The sequence below is a fragment of the Isoptericola sp. NPDC056578 genome, from assembly GCF_042793275.1.
Lineage (GTDB): Bacteria > Actinomycetota > Actinomycetes > Actinomycetales > Cellulomonadaceae > Isoptericola.
In genome coordinates this window covers 115,419-131,305 of the sequence record NZ_JBHTVC010000003.1, presented here as the reverse complement: position 1 = coordinate 131,305, position 15,887 = coordinate 115,419, and the positions used below count along the sequence as shown (strand labels likewise).

At 76.0% G+C, this 15,887-nt stretch carries 12 protein-coding genes; 7 read left to right on the top strand and 5 right to left on the bottom strand.

The window, feature by feature from the left end; genetic code table 11:
* Positions 1 to 3: 3 nt before the first annotated feature.
* The 4 genes from pth (at position 4) to ACFQ80_RS02380 (ending at position 4,906) form a co-directional block, all read left to right on the top strand.
* Positions 4 to 606, top strand: a complete 603-nt coding sequence (gene pth, locus ACFQ80_RS02395; RefSeq protein ID WP_430548780.1) for an aminoacyl-tRNA hydrolase — start codon at positions 4 to 6, stop codon at positions 604 to 606.
* Positions 607 to 744: 138 nt separating this feature from the next.
* Positions 745 to 1,902, top strand: coding sequence for a glycosyltransferase (locus ACFQ80_RS02390; protein ID WP_430562423.1), 1,158 nt, complete (start codon positions 745 to 747; stop codon positions 1,900 to 1,902).
* Positions 1,899 to 3,704, top strand: coding sequence for a hypothetical protein (locus ACFQ80_RS02385; RefSeq protein WP_430562422.1), 1,806 nt, complete (start codon positions 1,899 to 1,901; stop codon positions 3,702 to 3,704). Before ACFQ80_RS02390 ends, ACFQ80_RS02385 begins: the two co-directional genes overlap by 4 nt.
* On the top strand, positions 3,701 to 4,906 hold the full coding sequence (locus tag ACFQ80_RS02380; protein ID WP_430562421.1) for a glycosyltransferase: 1,206 nt from the start codon (positions 3,701 to 3,703) through the stop codon (positions 4,904 to 4,906). The genes ACFQ80_RS02385 and ACFQ80_RS02380 overlap by 4 nt, the downstream gene beginning before the upstream one ends.
* On the opposite strand, the gene ACFQ80_RS02375 is transcribed toward ACFQ80_RS02380, so the two are convergent.
* From ACFQ80_RS02375 to ACFQ80_RS02360, 4 genes are read right to left on the bottom strand one after another with little or no spacing between them, the layout of a single operon-like run.
* Positions 4,854 to 6,047 (bottom strand): glycosyltransferase, encoded by a 1,194-nt coding sequence (locus ACFQ80_RS02375; RefSeq protein ID WP_430562420.1) that lies wholly within the window; start codon positions 6,045 to 6,047, stop codon positions 4,854 to 4,856. The two genes, ACFQ80_RS02380 and ACFQ80_RS02375, sit on opposite strands and share 53 nt — an antisense overlap.
* Positions 6,044 to 7,069, bottom strand: coding sequence for a glycosyltransferase family 4 protein (locus ACFQ80_RS02370; RefSeq protein ID WP_430562419.1), 1,026 nt, complete (start codon positions 7,067 to 7,069; stop codon positions 6,044 to 6,046). The genes ACFQ80_RS02375 and ACFQ80_RS02370 overlap by 4 nt, the downstream gene beginning before the upstream one ends.
* The gene (locus tag ACFQ80_RS02365) at positions 7,066 to 8,535 is read right to left on the bottom strand and encodes an O-antigen ligase family protein (RefSeq protein ID WP_430562418.1); all 1,470 of its coding nucleotides are present in this window, start codon (positions 8,533 to 8,535) and stop codon (positions 7,066 to 7,068) included. The genes ACFQ80_RS02370 and ACFQ80_RS02365 overlap by 4 nt, the downstream gene beginning before the upstream one ends.
* Positions 8,532 to 10,577 (bottom strand): glycosyltransferase, encoded by a 2,046-nt coding sequence (locus ACFQ80_RS02360; protein WP_430562417.1) that lies wholly within the window; start codon positions 10,575 to 10,577, stop codon positions 8,532 to 8,534. The genes ACFQ80_RS02365 and ACFQ80_RS02360 overlap by 4 nt, the downstream gene beginning before the upstream one ends.
* A 196-nt stretch (positions 10,578 to 10,773) precedes the next feature.
* Here ACFQ80_RS02360 and ACFQ80_RS02355 point away from each other — a divergent pair, with 196 nt between their 5' ends.
* The 3 genes from ACFQ80_RS02355 to ACFQ80_RS02345 are packed head-to-tail and all read left to right on the top strand — an operon-like array spanning position 10,774 to position 14,338.
* On the top strand, positions 10,774 to 11,808 hold the full coding sequence (locus ACFQ80_RS02355) for an NAD-dependent epimerase/dehydratase family protein (protein ID WP_430562416.1): 1,035 nt from the start codon (positions 10,774 to 10,776) through the stop codon (positions 11,806 to 11,808).
* A complete protein-coding gene (locus ACFQ80_RS02350; protein ID WP_430562415.1) occupies positions 11,805 to 13,142 on the top strand; it encodes a methyltransferase domain-containing protein in 1,338 nt (445 codons plus the stop codon). Before ACFQ80_RS02355 ends, ACFQ80_RS02350 begins: the two co-directional genes overlap by 4 nt.
* A complete protein-coding gene (locus ACFQ80_RS02345) occupies positions 13,139 to 14,338 on the top strand; it encodes a class I SAM-dependent methyltransferase (protein WP_430562414.1) in 1,200 nt (399 codons plus the stop codon). The genes ACFQ80_RS02350 and ACFQ80_RS02345 overlap by 4 nt, the downstream gene beginning before the upstream one ends.
* On the opposite strand, the gene ACFQ80_RS02340 is transcribed toward ACFQ80_RS02345, so the two are convergent.
* Positions 14,310 to 15,884, bottom strand: a complete 1,575-nt coding sequence (locus ACFQ80_RS02340; protein WP_430562413.1) for a DUF222 domain-containing protein — start codon at positions 15,882 to 15,884, stop codon at positions 14,310 to 14,312. The two genes, ACFQ80_RS02345 and ACFQ80_RS02340, sit on opposite strands and share 29 nt — an antisense overlap.
* Positions 15,885 to 15,887: the final 3 nt, after the last annotated feature.

Sequence of the window (15,887 nt, the reverse complement as noted above, 5' to 3'; positions counted from 1 at the left end):
CAGATGACCGACACCCCCTGGCTGGTGGTCGGGCTGGGCAACCCCGGCCCGAAGTACGCGGGCAACCGGCACAACGTCGGGCACATGGTGCTCGACCTGCTCGCCGAACGCACGGGCGCGCGGTTCTCGCGGCACGCGCGCGCCCAGGCGGTCGTCGCCGAGACGCGGCTCGGCGTCCTGCCCGGCGGGCGCCCCGGGCCCCGCGTCGTGCTGGCGAAGCCCACCACGTACATGAACACGTCCGGCGGCCCCGTCGCCGGGCTCGTGAAGTACTACGGCGTCGACCCGGCCCAGGTCGTCGTCGTGCACGACGAGGTCGACATCCCGTTCGACACCATCAAGCTCAAGTCCGGCGGCGGCGAGGGCGGCCACAACGGCCTGCGCGACATCACCAAGGCCCTCGGCACCAAGGACTACGTCCGCGTCCGCGTCGGCGTCGGGCGCCCCCCGGGGCGCATGGACACCGCCGACCACGTGCTCAAGGACTTCTCCGCCACCGAGCGCAAGGACCTGCCCATCCTCGTCGACGACGCCGCCGACGCCGTGGAGATGGTGCTCGCCGAGGGGCTCCTCGCCGCGCAGGGGAAGTTCCACACGAAGGTCTGACACGGACGTCTGACGCGGCGCGGCCCGCGGCCTGACCGGGCTCTTCACCCGGGTGGAAAGGTCGCCGCGGGGTCCTTTCCGTGCGCCGGTCTCCTTACGCTCGACGGGCGGTCCCGACCGTCCGCACGAGGAGGAACCATGGGCCCGACGGTGGCACTGGCGCACGACTACCTGACGCAGCGCGGCGGCGCCGAGCGGGTGGCGCTGACGATGGCCCGGGCCTTCCCGTCGGCACCGCTCTACACGACGCTGTACCACCCCGACGGGACCTTCCCCGAGTTCGCGGACGTGGACGTGCGCCCGTCGCGCCTGGACCGGGTCGGCACGCTGCGGCGCCACCACCGCCTGGCCCTGCCGCTGCTCCGCGGCGCGGTCGAGAGCCAGCCCGTCGACGCCGACGTGCTCCTCGCCAGCTCCAGCGGGTGGGCGCACCGCTACCGCGGCGCGCGGCGCACGGTCGTGTACTGCTACGCGCCCGCGCGCTGGCTCTACCAGCGCGACCGGTACCTCTCCGGGGCCTCCGGGCGGGCCTGGAAGGACCGTTGGCGCACCGGGATCGCCGGCGCCGCGCTCGACCTCCTCGGCCCCGGGCTGCGGGCGTCCGACACGGCCGCCGCCGCCCGTGCCGACGTGTACCTGGCCGTCTCGACCGTCGCCCGGCGCGCCGTGCGCGAGGCCTACGGCATCGACGCCGAGGTCGTGCCGCCCCCGCCCGCGATGGAGCCGGAGGGGCCCGTGACCGCGATGCCGGGGATCGCCCCCGGCTACCTGCTGTGCGTGGCGCGGCTGCTGCCGTACAAGAACGTCGACGTCGTCGTCGCGGCAGCGCGACGGCTCCGGCTGCCCCTCGTCGTCGTCGGCGACGGCCCCGACCGCGAGCGGCTCGAACGGCTGGCGGACGAGAGGGTCCGGTTCGTCGGCAAGGTCGACGACGCGCAGCTGCGGTGGCTGTACGGCCACGCGTCGCTGCTGGTGGCCACGTCGTACGAGGACTACGGGCTCACGCCGCTGGAGGCCGCGGCGTTCGGCGTCCCGGCGGTGACGCTCGGCACCGGCGGCTACCTGGACACCGTGGTCGACGGCGTGACCGGGCTGTACGTGGACCGCCCGGACGCCGCGCCGGTCGCCGAGGGGATCGAGGCCGCGCTCGCCCGCTCCTGGGACCAGGAGGCCATCGGCGTGCACGTCAAGGGGTTCTCCCGGGACGCGTTCGTCGCCCGGCTGCAGGACGTGGTGGCGCAGGAGGCCGTGGCGGCCGGGGTGCCGGGGACACAGGGGGAGGTAGGGGGCCGATGACCGTCCGGGAGTTCCTGCGGGTGATGTGGGAGGGCAAGTACCTCCTGATCGGGTCGGTCGTGCTCGCGCTGGCCGCCGCGTGGGTGTACGCCGACCGCAAGCCCGAGGTGTTCGAGGCGACCGCGACGGTCCAGATCAACGCCGTCGAGCTGGGCGACAGCACGTCGCCGGCGGCCACCACCACGAGCGTCGACACCGACCCGGGGCTCGTCGAGGCGCCCGGTGTGCTCCAGGTGGTGGCCGAGGGCGTGGCCGCGGGAGCGGACCCGAAGGCGCTCGCCGCCCAGGTCTCGGGAGCGTTCGACGCCTCCACGCAGGTCATGGCGGTCACCACCACGGCGGGCGCCCCGGGCGACGCGGTCGTGCTGGCGAACGCGGTGGCGTCCGCCTACGTCGATAGCCTGCCCGGGGTCATCGACGACCAGATCGCCGAGATCGACGCCCGCCGCGACGCGCTGCGGGGCCAGCTCGACGCGGTCGACAAGCAGGTGAAGGACAAGCCCAAGGACCCCCTGGCGGGCGCGGAGCGCTCCACCATCATCGACCAGTACCAGACCCTGTCGGCCAGCAGGAGCACGCTCGAGTCGATCGTGACGCCCGCCCAGATCCTCACTCCCGCCACCGGTTCCTCAGCCGTGGTGGTGGGGCTGCCGCGGGCCAGCATCGTCCTTCTCGGCGCGCTCGCCGGGCTCGCGATCGGGGTCGGCCTCGCCCTCGCCCGCCGGGCCCTCGACTCCCGGCTGCGTGGCCGTGCCGACGCCGCGGCCGCGGCCGGCGTCCCGGTCCTTGCCGAGCTCTACGGGGTGACCCGGGCCGCCAAGTCATACCGCCGCACCCCGGTGCTGCCGATCTCGAGCCGGGTCGCCTCCCCGTTCACCGAGTCGATCCGGGAGCTGCGCACCGCCCTGCACGTGGCGATGCAGGACCGCGAGCACGCCGTGGTCGTCGTGACGGCCACCGACCCGCACGCGCCGCGGCCGTTCATCGCCGCCAACCTCGCGGCGTCGTGGGCCATGAGCGGGCGGGCCACCGTCGCGGTGTCGGGCGACCTGCGTCGTCCGGACCTGGAGGACCTCCTGCCGCGCCCGAACGGTCCGGGCACCGGTCCGGACGGGTTGCGTCCCACCCAGGTGCCCAACCTCCGCTTCCTCGCCCTCCACGACCCGACGATGGACCCTGCGGACTACCTGGCGACGGACCGGGTCCGTGCGACCGTCGAGGCGGCGCGGGACGCCGGCGAGGTGCTCGTCATCGACGCGCCGCCCGTGCTGGCGGCGGCGGACGCCACGATCCTCGGCGCCTACGCGGACTGCGTCGTCCTCGTCGCCACCGCCGGCCGGACCGCGCGGAGCGTCCTCGCCGAGGCGGCCGAGCGGCTGCGCATCAACGGCGTACCGCTCACCGGCGTCGCGCTGGCCGGGGTGAAGGGCGACAGCCGGATGGTCTACGCGTCGACCTACGGCGAGCCTGTCGAGTCGGACCCGTCCGACGGTCCGTCCGCCGCGGTGCCCGACCCCGTCGACGAGACGGCGGACCGCACCCCGAGCGGTCCGCAGGGCACGCCGGACGACCGGGCGCCCACCGGCTCGGACGACGACGCGTCCCCGGCCCCGGCGCGCGACGAGTCGGGCCCCGCGAGGGCCGTCACACCGCCGACGCCGGTCCGCCCCCCGGCGTTCCCGCCCACGGGGGTCCGGGTCGCGACCGTGGCCGCACCGCCGTCCGCGGAGCAGGAGCCGCCGACGCCCGCGCAGGTCGCGCCCACGATCGGCCGGCTGCTGCGGACCGCGCGCTCGTCGTGACGGTGCCACCGGGCGCTGCCGAGCGGCCGCTGCGCGTCGTGATCGTCGACCACACCGCGGCGCTGGGCGGAGGGGAGCTGGCGCTGCTCCGGCTGGCCGCGGAGCTCGACCCGAGCCGCGTCGAGCTCCGCGCGGTCGTGCTGGACGACGGCCCGCTCGTCGAGCGGCTGCGGGCGGCCGGAGTGCGGACGCTCGTGGTCCATGCCGGGGCGCGGTCGCGGGGCATGGACCGGCACGCGCTCGGCGGCTCCTGGCGCGCGGTGCTCGCGGTGGGCGAGACCGCCCGGCTCGTGGTCCGGGTGGCCACGGTGCTCCGGAGCGCGGACGCCGACGTCGTGCACACCAACTCGCTGCGCGCCGACGTCGTCGGGCTCCTCGCGGCCCGGTGGTGCCGGGTCCCGGTGGTGTGGCACGTCCACGACCGGATCGCCGACGACTACCTGCCGGCGGCGGCGGTGCGGCTCCTGCGCGCGCTGGCCCGCCGGGGCCCGCGCGCGGTCGTCGCGAACTCGCGGGCGACCGCGCGGACGCTCCCGGGGGTGCGCGACCTCACCGTCGTCCACCCCGGGTACGCCCCGGACCAGGCGGTGCCGGCGTACGACGCCCGCGTGCCGCCGGAGCGCCCGGTGGTGGGCCTGGTCGGCCGGCTCAGCCCGACCAAGGGGCAGCTCGAGCTCGTGCGGGCCGCGCGGACGGTGCTCGACCGCCGCCCCGACGTGCGCTTCCGCCTGGTCGGGGGCGCGTTGTTCGGGGCCGACGCCTACGCGGACGCGGTCGACGCGGAGATCGACCGGCTCGGGCTGCACGGCGCCGTCGACGTCGTCGGGTTCAGCGACGACCCGGCCGGCGAGCTCGACCGGCTGTCGGTCTGCGTGCACGCGTCGCCCGTACCCGAGCCCTTCGGGCAGGTGGTGGTCGAGGCGATGGTGCGCGGCGTCCCCGTGGTCGCGACCGACGCGGGCGGCGTCCCGGAGATCGTCCGGCCGCCCGGCCGGGACCTGGGCCTGCTCGTCCCGCCGGGCGACGTGGAGGCGCTCGCGGCCGGGCTCCTGGCCGTGCTGGACGACCCCGGCGCGGCCGAGCGGCGCGCCCGGGCGGCGTACGACGACGCGACCCGGCGGTTCCCCGCCCGCGGGACCGCGCGGGCCCTCACCGAGGTGTGGGAGCGGGTCGCCGGACGGCCTCGACGACGTCGGACATGAGGGCCACCTGGCGCACCCAGGTGGGGATGGGCTCGGGGTCCGTGCCGCAGTCCTCGTCGAGCGGCGCGGCCGGCCCGCGCGACGGCTCCGCGAGCGCGTCCCGGACGGCGGCGGCGAACCCCTCCGGCGACGCGACGGCGACTCGCGGGTCGGCGGTGTCGCGGAAGCCGGCGACCGGCGTCGAGACGACGGGACGCCCCACCGCCCGGTACTCGTAGAGCTTGAGCGGGTCGAGGCTGTCCGTGAAGTCGTCGACGACGTGCGGGACGACGAGCGCGTCGGCGTGCTGGAGGTAGGCCGGCACCGCGTCGAACGGTCGGGCACCCAGGACGGTCACGCCCGCCCGGCGGAGCCGCTCGACGTCGGGCCGCTCCAGCGAGACCGGGCCGACGAGCACCAGGGAGCCCACGCCGTCGAGGGCGCGGGCGGTGTCCTCGCAGAGCCCGACGTCGAGCCGGTCGGCGTGCAGCGTGCCGACGTAGACGGCCGTCGCGCCCGGCGGGAGGTCCGCCGGGCGAGCCGCCGGGCGCCGGTACCGCTCGACGTCCACACCGTTGGTGACCAGCACGACCGAGCGGGCGTCGGCCTTGCGGGCCGCGAGCGTGGGGGAGCAGACGGTGACCGCCGCGGCGTGCTCCACCAGGTAACGGTCCGACTCGGCGACCCGGCGGGACTCGGCCGGGCCGCGCGTGGCCGCCGTCCAGTCGTCGGTGACGTCGTACAGGGTGGGCCAGCCGCTGACGCGCGCCAGCGTGGCGCCGTACGGGTCGTTGACCCACAGCACCGGCAGTGTCAGCCCGAGGCGGCGCGCGGCCCGGACGACGACGGCCGCGCGCCGCTCGTCGCCGTGCGGGGCGACCCGCCGGGGCAGCAGCTTGGTCGGCTCGAGCAGCCAGAGGCGGCGCGGGCCGACGCCCTCGACGTCCGGGGCGGGCCGCAGCCCTCGACCGGGCCGTGGCCGGGCGCCACGGGTCACGGCGTGCACAGGGTCGCTGACCGGCTCGACGAAGAGCACCCGGGCCGACGGGCGTTCGCGCAGGAGACCGGCGACGAGGTACTGGTTGCGCCGCCAGACGTCGTCCCACGGCTCGAGCGACATCACGACGATGTCGGGGCCGACGGTCTCGCGGACCGGTGTCACGACAGCACCTGCCGGTACACGCGCTCGGTGGCGGCCGCCTGGCGTGCGACGGAGAACTCGGCCTGCTGCCGGGCCTGCAGGGCGGCGCCGTAGCGGTCGCGCCGGCGGGGGTCGTCCGCGAGGGCGCGCAGCCGCCGCCCCGCGTCGTCGACGTCCCCGGTGGCGTACAGGCCGGGTCCGCCGGCGGAGCCGAGGGACTCGACGTGCCCGCCGGAGCCGTCGGCCACGACCGGGACGCCGCTCGCCATGGCCTCGAGCACGCTCAGCCCGAAGCCGTCGCCGGGGGTCGGGGCGAGGAAGAGTCCCGCGTCGGCCAGGAGCGCGGGCACGTCGTCGCGGTGGCCGAGGAGATCGACGGCCCCGTCCAGCCCGAGCTCGCTCACGAGCTCCTTGGTCGCCACCTCGAGCGAGCCCGACCCGGCGACCCGCAGGCGCCAGCCGCGGTCGGCGAGCCCCGACGCCGCGAACGCCCGGACGCCGGAGTCGACCCGCTTCTCCGGCTCGAGCCGGGACGCGATCAGCACCACGGGCGACCGGAGCGCCGCGCCGCGCGGGTGCGGTCGCTCCTCGAGGCCTGCGACCACCACCCGGCTCGGGCCGTCGATGCGGTCCTGCACGAAGGCGCTGATCGCGATCTGGGCGGCGACGGTGCGACGGATCACCGGCGCGGCGACGCGGCCGGCGGCGCTGCGCCCCCGGACCAGGGCGAAGTGCCGCGTCACGACGAGCGGCACGCGGTGCAGGAGCACCCGGGGGACGAGGCACGCCGCGAGCTCGCCCGCCGTCATGTGCGCGTGGACGACGTCCGGCTGCGGCCCCCGCACGAGCGAGCGTCGCGCCCGGGCGACCGTCGACCCCGGCCTGAGCTCGACGTCGTCGCCGACGACGGCGCGCATCGGCTCCTCCGCACCGCCCACCACCGCGACGACGTGGCCCGCCCGCGCCTGCGCCCGCGCGAGGCGCGCGACGTGGGCCTCGACGCCGGCGTACGCGTCCGTCACGACGACGTGCGTGATCCTCATGAGCGGCCACCGGGGAGCAGGAGCTCCTCGCCCTGCGCCGGGACCGGCTGCTCCACCGGGGCCAGGGCGGCTCGCGCCGCGCGTCGACGGACGCGCGCCGGCCGGTCGTCGAGGAGGGGCGCTCCTGGCGCCTTCGCGAACCCTTCGGCGCCCAGGCAGACCCCTACGAGCAGGAAGGGCAGGGACACGATGATCGCGACCCAGAACTGGTCGAACTGGCTCGCCACGAGGCGCGACGCGAGCAGGGCGACGGCGAGCGTCCCGAACCGGCGGTCCATCCGCCACGCGACCACGAGCGTGCCCAGCATGAGGACCGCGAACCCGGCGAGGCCGACGATGCCGACCGAGGACAGCACCTCCGCGACCGCGTTGGGCGGTTGGAACCCGAGCTCGGGCCCCACGGTCCACCAGCGCAGCCCGGCGCCGAACCACAGGTGCTCCCGCCAGACGTCGAACCCGCCCTCGATGCCCACGGCGCGGAACGCCGTGGAGTTGAACGGGTCGTCGCCGGAGAGGTCGTCCTGCACCCGGCTCGCGACGAAGATGGCGGCGGGGGCCATGGTGAGCAGCATGAGGATCGGGGTCTGGCGGCGTCCGCGCCCGGCACGCAGCGCGAGCACGATGAGGCCGACACCCAGGCCGACGATCGCCTGGCGAGACTGCACGGCCATGAGCGCGAGCACGAGCAGGTAGAAGGCCGGCACCCGGAACCAGGCCGGCCACCGCAGCCACGGCTGACGCACGAAGACGAGCAGGGCGACCGAGGCGAAGATCGGGCCCGCGAGGTTCTTGTGCAGCTCGAACGGCCAGCTCGGGTAGACCGGCGACACGTCGCCCTGCGCGAGCTGCACGGCGGCGGTCGCGCAGGCGTCGAGCGCGATCGCGAGCACGAACACGGTCAGGAGCGTCAGCCCGAGCGTCGCGTGCCCGGACCGCCCCACCGCCCAGCCCACGACCAGGGCCCCGCCCACCAGCAGCCACGCGTGGAACCACTCGATCGAGTTCTGGGCGAAGGGGGTGGCGACGACGGCGAAGAGCGTCGCGAGCTGGTACACCGCCGACAGCCAGAGCATGGACCGCAGGGCGGGCGTGAACGGGCGCGGTGAGAAGAGGACGGCGACCCAGAAGGTCGCGAACAGGGTCACGTCGCCCAGCGACATGTTCAGGGAGTCCCCGCCCACCCGCTCGGCCACGACGAAGGTGGGCATCGCGACCACGGGGACCAGCGAGGGGTCGTAGAGCATCACGCAGGCCAGCACCGCGACGGAGGTCACGGCCACCCCGAGGGTGAGATCGTGGGCGAGCACGTAGGTCGCCGCGAGGACGACGACGCCGAGGACCGCGGCCCACGTCGCGACGCGCGTCGTGGACAGCAGGCTCGACTCGATGCCCGTCTTCATGCCCGTCCGCGGCTCCCCGCTCGTCCGCGGGCGCAGGTGGTGGGCGCCGGGCCCGCCGGCGCTCACGACGGCACCGCTTCGCGGTCCTCCAGCGACGCCGGCCCGCCGAGGTACGCGCGCAGACGCCGCTGGGCGTGCTCCCGGCGGGGCCCGCGCAGCGCGGCGGAGCGCAGCACCGCACCCGCGACGAGACCGGCACGGGCAGCGGTCCAGCCAGCCGCACCATAGTGCTTGCGCAGGTAGCGCTCCTGCGACGCGTGGAAGTGCAGCTCGCGGACCCGGACGTCACCACCCGTGCCCGCGCCCTCGTGCACGACCTCGGTGGTGGGCACGAGGGCGTGTCGCCAGCCCTGCCGGTCGGCCCGGTACGCCCAGTCGGTCTCTTCGGCGTAGAGGAAGAACCGCTCGTCGAGCCCGCCGACACCGCGCAGCGCGGCTGCGCGGATCAGCAGCGCGGAGCCGATGACGAAGGTGCGCTCACGCGGCAGCCGGAGCCGGCCGAGGCCGGCGGCCTCCAGCCATGCCCGCGCCGGAGAGGGGAACGGCCAGACGACGCGTCCCGGTCGGCCCGCGCCGTCGACCTGCGAGGGGCCGACGCTCGCCAGCCCGGGGTCCGCGTGCAGGGCCTCGTGGAGCGTCGCGACGGTCTCGGGCCCGACGACGGCGTCGGGGTTGAGGAGGAACACGTCCGCTCCGGGGTCCTGCCGGTGCGCGAGCGCCACGTTGACGGCCGCCGCGAACCCGAGGTTGCGCCCGGGGTCGTGGTAGGCGGCGCCGAAGACCTGGGCGAGCGCGCGGTGCCGCGGGTCGGACGAGTTGTCGACCACGGTGATCGGAAAGGCTCCCGCCAGTGGCTCGAGCGCGGAGCGCAGCAGGTCGGGGTGGCCGTAGGCGACGACCACCACCTCGACGCGGGGGGCCGGCCGACCTGCCGTGCCTTCGTGCGCGGCCGGACCGTGGTCGCGTGCCGGCGCGCCGAGGGCCGCCTCGTAGACCGCGCGGTACCGACGGGCGACCTCGGGCCACGAGCACTCGCGTGCACGATCGAGCCCGGCCAGGCGCAGCGTGCGCGCGGTCCGCGGGTGGGTCGCCTGCCGGATCCCGTCCAGCAGGGCATCGGGTTCGTCCGGTGCCACGAGGACACCGGCGCCGGCGACGAGGTCCGGCACGGAGCCGACACGGGTCGCCACGACCGGGGTGCCGCACGCCATCGCCTCGACCACCACGCGGCCGAACTGCTCGGCCAGGCCCGGGGCGTGCCTCGACGGCACGACCAGGACGTCCAGCCCGCGGTAGAAGGCGGGAAGGTCGTCGGTGTCGAGCGGGCCGAGGAAGTCGACGCGGTCGCCCCACGGGGCGGCGATCCGCCGCAGCCTCGCCTCCTCCGGACCGGCGCCCGCCACCACGAGGTCCAGCGCCTCGTCCCGGGCGACGGCCGCGAGGAGCACGTCCACCCCCTTCTGGGCGGTGAGGCGCCCGGCGTACCCGACGCGCACCTGTCCCGGCGTGCGCGGCCCGGCTGGCCGCCTCCCGAGCTCTGCTTCGTCGGCGGGAGAGAACACGGTGGTGTCGAGACCGAGCGGGATCCGCTCGACCAGCCCCCGGGCGCCCTTGTAGCGCACGATACGGGCGGCGTCGTGGTTGCAGGTGACGACGGCGGCGGCGCCGCGCAGCGCGGCCGCCTCGAGCGCCCGGAACGGCCACGGGTACCGCTTGAGGAGGTTCTGCGCGGAGTAGAGGAGGTACGGCGCGGGGCGGGAGCGCCGCCCGCGCGCCGCGTCCACGAGCCGCCGCGCGGCGCGGACGCCCAGGATCTCGGCGGTCGCGAGCGCCACGGGCTCCTCGTGGATGTCGAGGACGTCCCACTGCTCGCCGAGCACCCGCCACAGGGCCCGCGGGTCGTAGAGGAACAGGGCGGGGTGCCTGCCGAACGTGCGCGCGGTCTCGAGCTCCTCGTCCGGCGAGGGCGCGGGGCGCACGTCGCGGCCGCCCTCGTCCCAGACGGCGGCCGTGAGGACGCGGACGTGGTCGCCGCGCCGGCGCAGCTCGGCCTCGCGGCCGCGCCACGCGTCGACCACCGCGCTGTGGGAGATGCGCAGGATCCTCATGGCTCCCGATCCTCGTCGCCGGGGTGCGGCCGGGGAACGTCGCAGGCCCGGAATCACCCGGGTGACGAGGCTTTTCACCCCGGGCAACCCTCACGGTGGGAGGCGGCTGCTGGTTAGCGTCGAGGCGGCGGTGAAGCCACCGGCCCGAGGGCTTCCCTGCCCGCGGGACCGGCCGGACGACGACGGGGGACGGACGATGCGAGTGCTCGTCGATGGTGACCGCGGGTACGTGGGTGCGGTGCTGGTGCCGTTCCTGCAGGCGGCAGGCCACGAGGTGGTCGGCTTCGACGCCGGCTGGTACGACGGCTGCGATTTCGGCCCTCCGGTGACGGGGTACGAGCAGCGCACCGGCGACGTCCGGGACGCGCGGCCCGAGGACCTCGCCGGCTTCGACGCCGTGATCCACCTCGCGGCCATCTCCAACGACCCGCTGGGGCACCTGAACCCCCAGGCCACCTACTCGGTGAACACCGACGGGGCCGTGCGCATGGCGCGGGCGGCGAAGGCGGCCGGGGTGACCCGCTTCCTGTTCTCGTCGTCGTGCTCCCTGTACGGCGCGGCGGGCGACGAGCCCGTCGACGAGGGTGCCGAGTTCCACCCCGTCACCCCGTACGGGGAGTCGAAGATCCAGGCCGAGCGCGGCCTTTCCGCGCTCGCCGACGACGACTTCTCGCCCACGTTCCTGCGCAACGCGACCGCGTACGGCTCGTCGCCGCGGCTGCGCGCCGACATCGTGGTCAACAACCTCACCGGTACCGCGTACACGCGCGGGGAGGTGCGGCTGGCGTCCGACGGGACGCCGTGGCGCCCCCTCGTGCACGTGGAGGACATCGCGCGGGCCTTCCTCGCCGCGCTCGAGGCCCCCCGCGAGGTGGTGCACGACCGAGCCTTCAACGTGGGCCGTGACGAGGACGTCGTCCAGATCCGCACCGTCGCCGAGCAGGTCAGCGACGTCACCGGGGCGCCCGTGACGTTCGCCGCGGGGGCCGGGGCGGACACCCGCAACTACCGGGTCGACTTCACGCGCATCCGCACCGAGCTCCCCGCCGCCGCACCGCGCTGGACGGTGCGGGACGGGATCCGGCAGATCTGGCAGGACGTGCACCGGTTCGGGCTCACCGCCGACGACTTCGAGGGCCCGCGCTTCGTGCGCCTGCACCGGGTGAGCGAGCTCGCCGCCAGCGGCGCCCTGGACCTCGAGAACCTGCGCACCACGGCGGTGCGGGCATGACCGCCGTGTCGGCGCCGCGGCATGCCGCCACGCCCGAGAGGTCCGCCGCGCCCGAGGGTTCCGCCGTGCCCGCGCCGTCGTGCCGGCTCTGCGGCGCCCCGCTCACCCGCACGTTCGTGGACCTCGGGATGTCGCCGCCGTGCGAGAGCTACCCGACCGCGCAGGAGGTGGACGGCCCCGAGGTCTTCTACCCCCTGCACGTGCGGGTGTGCGAGCAGTGCCTGCTGGTCCAGCTGCCGGCCTACGTGCCGGCGGAGGACATCTTCGACGACTACGCCTACTTCTCCTCCTACTCCGCGTCGTGGGTGGAGCACGCACGGCGGTACGTCGACGACGCCGTCGGGCGCCTCGGCCTCACCCCGGAGCGGTCGTTCGTCGTCGAGGTCGCGAGCAACGACGGCTACCTGCTCCAGCACGTCGTCGACCGGGGGATCCGCTGCCTCGGCATCGAGCCGTCGGGCAACGTGGCCGCGGCCGCGGTCGAGCGCGGTGTGCCCACGGTCGTGGAGTTCCTCGGCGAGGAGACGGGGCGGCGCGTGCGCGCCGAGCACGGGCCCGCGGACCTCGTCGTCGCCAACAACGTCTTCGCGCACGTGCCGGACATCGTCGACTTCTCGCGTGGTCTGCGGCAGCTCGTCGCCGACGACGGGCGCGTGTCGATCGAGATCCCGCACCTGCTGCGCCTGGTCGAGGGCAACGAGTACGACACGATCTACCACGAGCACTACAGCTACCTGTCGCTCCTCACGACGCAGCGCGTCCTGGCCGCCGCCGGGCTCACCGTGGTGGACGTCGACGAGCTGCCCAGCCACGGCGGCTCGCTGCGCACGTGGTCCGTGCCGACCCCCGAGGCGGGGACAGGATCCGACGACGCCGCGCCGGAGCCCTCCGCCGCCGTCGCCCGCGTCCTCGCCGCCGAGGCCGCCGCGGGCCTGCACACCCTGGAGGGGCACGCGGGCTTCGCGGAGCAGGTCGCGGCCGTGCGCGACGACGTGCTGCGCTTCCTGCTCACCGCACGCCGCGAGGGCAAGCGGGTGGTGGCGTACGGGGCGCCCGGCAAGGGGAACACGCTGCTCAACCACTGCGGCGTGCGCTCCGACCTCGTCGAGTTCGCCGTCGACCGCAACCCCTACAAGCACGGCCGGTTCACCCCCGGCATGCACCTCCCCATCCACGCTCCCGAGGCGCTCGACGCCGCCCGGCCGGACTACGTCGTCGTCATGCCGTGGAACCTGCGGCGGGAGATCTCGGCCCAGCTCGCGCACGTCGCCGACTGGGGCGGCCGGCTGGTGACCTTCCTGCCCCGCCTCGAGGTCTTCGAGCCGGGCACGTGAGCGCCGTCGTAGCGGGCTGGCGCTGCCGGTGGTGCCGGTCGGACCGCGCCACGGTGGTGCTCGACCTGGGCGCGCAGCCCGCGGCAGACCTGTTCCCCGAGCCGGAGGCGTCCCTCCCCGACCCGGTGCACCCGTTGCGCATGGTGATGTGCGACCGGTGCCGCCTGGCCCAGCTCGAGGCGGACCCGACCGGTCCCGAGGAGCCGCGCGGCGTAGAGCCCGCCGCTCTCGTCACGCAGGCGCGGGCGGGGGTGGCCGACCTCGTCGGCGGCGGGCTGCTGGGCCCGGGGACCTGGGTGGAGGAGATGCGCTCCCCGCACGGGGGCTCCTGGTCGGCGCGCGTGCACGAGATCGTGCCCGACGCCGTGCTGCTCGACGGCCCCGGCACGGTGCCGGGGCTCGCCGCCGACCTCGTCGTCGACTCTCTCGGCCTCATGCACGAGCCCGACCAGCGTGCGGCGTGGAACCTGCGCCTCGACTCCCTCGCCCCCGACGGCGTCGTCGCGCTGCACGTGCACCCGCTGTCCGTGATCGTGCGCGACGGCACCTGGAACGCACTGCGGCACGGGCACTTCGCGTACTACTCGCTCACGGTGCTCGTGGAGATGGCGCGCAGCACCGGTCTCGTGCCGGTCGGGCTGTGGCGCTACCCGCTGTACGGCGGGACGCGGCTGCTCGCGCTGGCGCGCGAGGGGTCGCAGCCCGCCCGCCGGCACGCCCGCGCCGCGGGCGACCTCGTCGCCACCGAGCTGGCGGCCGAGGCCGCGGCGGGGACCACGGAGCCGGCGGTCGTGTCGGTGCTCCAACGGCAGGTGGCCCGGTCGGCGGCGGCGCTCCGTGACTGGCTCGACGCGAGCGAGGGGAAGGTCGTCGCCTACGGCGCCGCGTCGCGCGCGGTCGCGCTCTTCGCGCTCGCCGGGGTCACCGCCGACGACGTGCTCGCCGTGGTGGACGCGTCCCCCGCGAAGCGAGGCAGGTCCATGCCGGGCGGCCCGGGGCCGCGGGTGCCCGTGCTCGGGCCCGACATCCTCGCCGAGATCCGCCCCGACCGGGTGCTGCTGCTGGTGCCCGACCTCCTCGACGAGGTGCGGTTCGCGCATCCGGAGGTGGAGGCGCTCGGGGGTCGATGGGTGGTCGCGGAGCCCGAGCCCGTCGAGGTCGAGCCGCTCAGCCGGGACCGCGGTCACCGTCGCTGAGCGTCGCGACCGCGTCGGGGTCTCGAGCCACGGGTATCCGCGTCACGGGTTCTCGGGCCACGGGCGCCCGGGCCGCGGGTGCTTCCGGCTGCCGGGGGTTCGACGCCGCCGCGGCAGGTGGTGGTGCGGTGCCGAACGCGGAGCGTCCGTGGCGGTCGGTGAAGAGCCACGTGCCGCCGGTGCGACGCATGGTGATGCCGAGCGCGTCGACGCGGTCGTGGTGGTGCCAGCACAGCAGGGCGGAGTTGTCGACGGACGTGCTGCCGCCGTCCGCCCAGTGGGTCACGGCGTGGTGGACCTCGCAGCGCGACCGTGGCTCGTCGCAGCCGGGCCAGGTGCACCGCCGGTCGCGGGCGACGACGGCGCGCCTGAGCTGGCCGGTGACGGTGCGCCGGGCGCGCCCGACGTCGAGCACCTGCGACTCCGGGCCGAGGACGACCCGCGTCACCTCGCTGTCGCACACGATGCGGCGCAGGAGGGACGGGGGCAGCGGGCCGCGGCCGTCGACGAACTCGGCGGGGTCGACGCCGAGCGACTCGGCCCAGCTCGTGGTGGAGGAGCCGACGTCGATGGCGCCGCCGCTGGAGAGCAGGCGGCGGAGCTCGGTGACCGAGACGGTGACGGTCAGGTGGGGCCGCACGGCGGATCCCGACCCCACGCTGCCCGTGTCGAGGGTGACGCGTGCGAGGTCGGCGAGCGCCTGGGCGCGCCGCTGTGCGGTTGTGCGGGTCTCCCCGGCGGCGGGCCGGCCGGACACGGCGTCGAGGGCGGCGCGCAGCGCCTGACCGTGCTCCTCCGTGCGGAACCCGGCGAGGTGGTAGCCGTCCCACGTCGGCGACAGGTCGACGAACTCCTTCTCGCGGGCGTGCGCGTAGCCCCGCTCGTCCGACTCCGGGTCCGTCACGTACGCGAACCGCCGGACCAGACGGCGGAACTGCGCGGGCGTGTACCAGGAGCCGGTGGCGAGCAGGTGCTCCTCGCCGGTCGGTGGGGCGAGGGCGGCGTCCGGCGCTTCCGGGTTCTCGCCGCCCGCCTCGCCGCCCGTCTCGCTCGCGGTCGGCGCGGGGGCGACGAGCGCGTCGCGGCGGGCCTCGGAGGTCGGGGCGACGTCGACGATGGCGCGCAGGTGGTCGGCGCCGAGCCGACCGTCGAGCGCGGCGGCACCGGTCGCCGGGAGGACGTCGCGCAGGGCGTGGGCCGTGCGGACGTCGCGGCGCGCTGTGGCCAGCCCGACGTTCTCCGCGCGGGCGAGCCAGTGCGCGAAGGTGCGTGACCCGTCGAGCGACCACCGGCCGTCCGACTCCAGCGCGGGCAGCACGCGCCACCGGGCGGCGTCCACCCGGGTGCCGAGCGTCCTGAGCCGGCCGGATGCCTGCTCGAGGACGTCCCGGCCGACGTCGTGCAGGCCGGCCTCCTCGACGGCCGCCGCGAGCGCGGCGAGCCCGCCCTCGAGGGTGGCCAGGGCATCGAGCAGCCGGGACGCCGGTGTGGCTCTCGGCAGCGCCGGGACGGCGGGTAGCGGAGCAGGGGCGGTGGTGGCGGGCATCGT

What these genes read in the sequence shown, in the direction of transcription:
- ACFQ80_RS02350 (WP_430562415.1), top strand. Translation starts at nt 11,805, where the DNA reads ATGACCGCCGTGTCGGCGCCGCGGCATGCCGCCACGCCCGAGAGGTCC.
- ACFQ80_RS02340 (WP_430562413.1), bottom strand. Translation starts at nt 15,884, where the DNA reads ATGCCCGCCACCACCGCCCCTGCTCCGCTACCCGCCGTCCCGGCGCTG.
- ACFQ80_RS02355 (WP_430562416.1), top strand. Translation starts at nt 10,774, where the DNA reads ATGCGAGTGCTCGTCGATGGTGACCGCGGGTACGTGGGTGCGGTGCTG.
- ACFQ80_RS02360 (WP_430562417.1), bottom strand. Translation starts at nt 10,577, where the DNA reads ATGAGGATCCTGCGCATCTCCCACAGCGCGGTGGTCGACGCGTGGCGC.
- pth (WP_430548780.1), top strand. Translation starts at nt 4, where the DNA reads ATGACCGACACCCCCTGGCTGGTGGTCGGGCTGGGCAACCCCGGCCCG.
- ACFQ80_RS02385 (WP_430562422.1), top strand. Translation starts at nt 1,899, where the DNA reads ATGACCGTCCGGGAGTTCCTGCGGGTGATGTGGGAGGGCAAGTACCTC.
- ACFQ80_RS02370 (WP_430562419.1), bottom strand. Translation starts at nt 7,069, where the DNA reads ATGAGGATCACGCACGTCGTCGTGACGGACGCGTACGCCGGCGTCGAG.
- ACFQ80_RS02390 (WP_430562423.1), top strand. Translation starts at nt 745, where the DNA reads ATGGGCCCGACGGTGGCACTGGCGCACGACTACCTGACGCAGCGCGGC.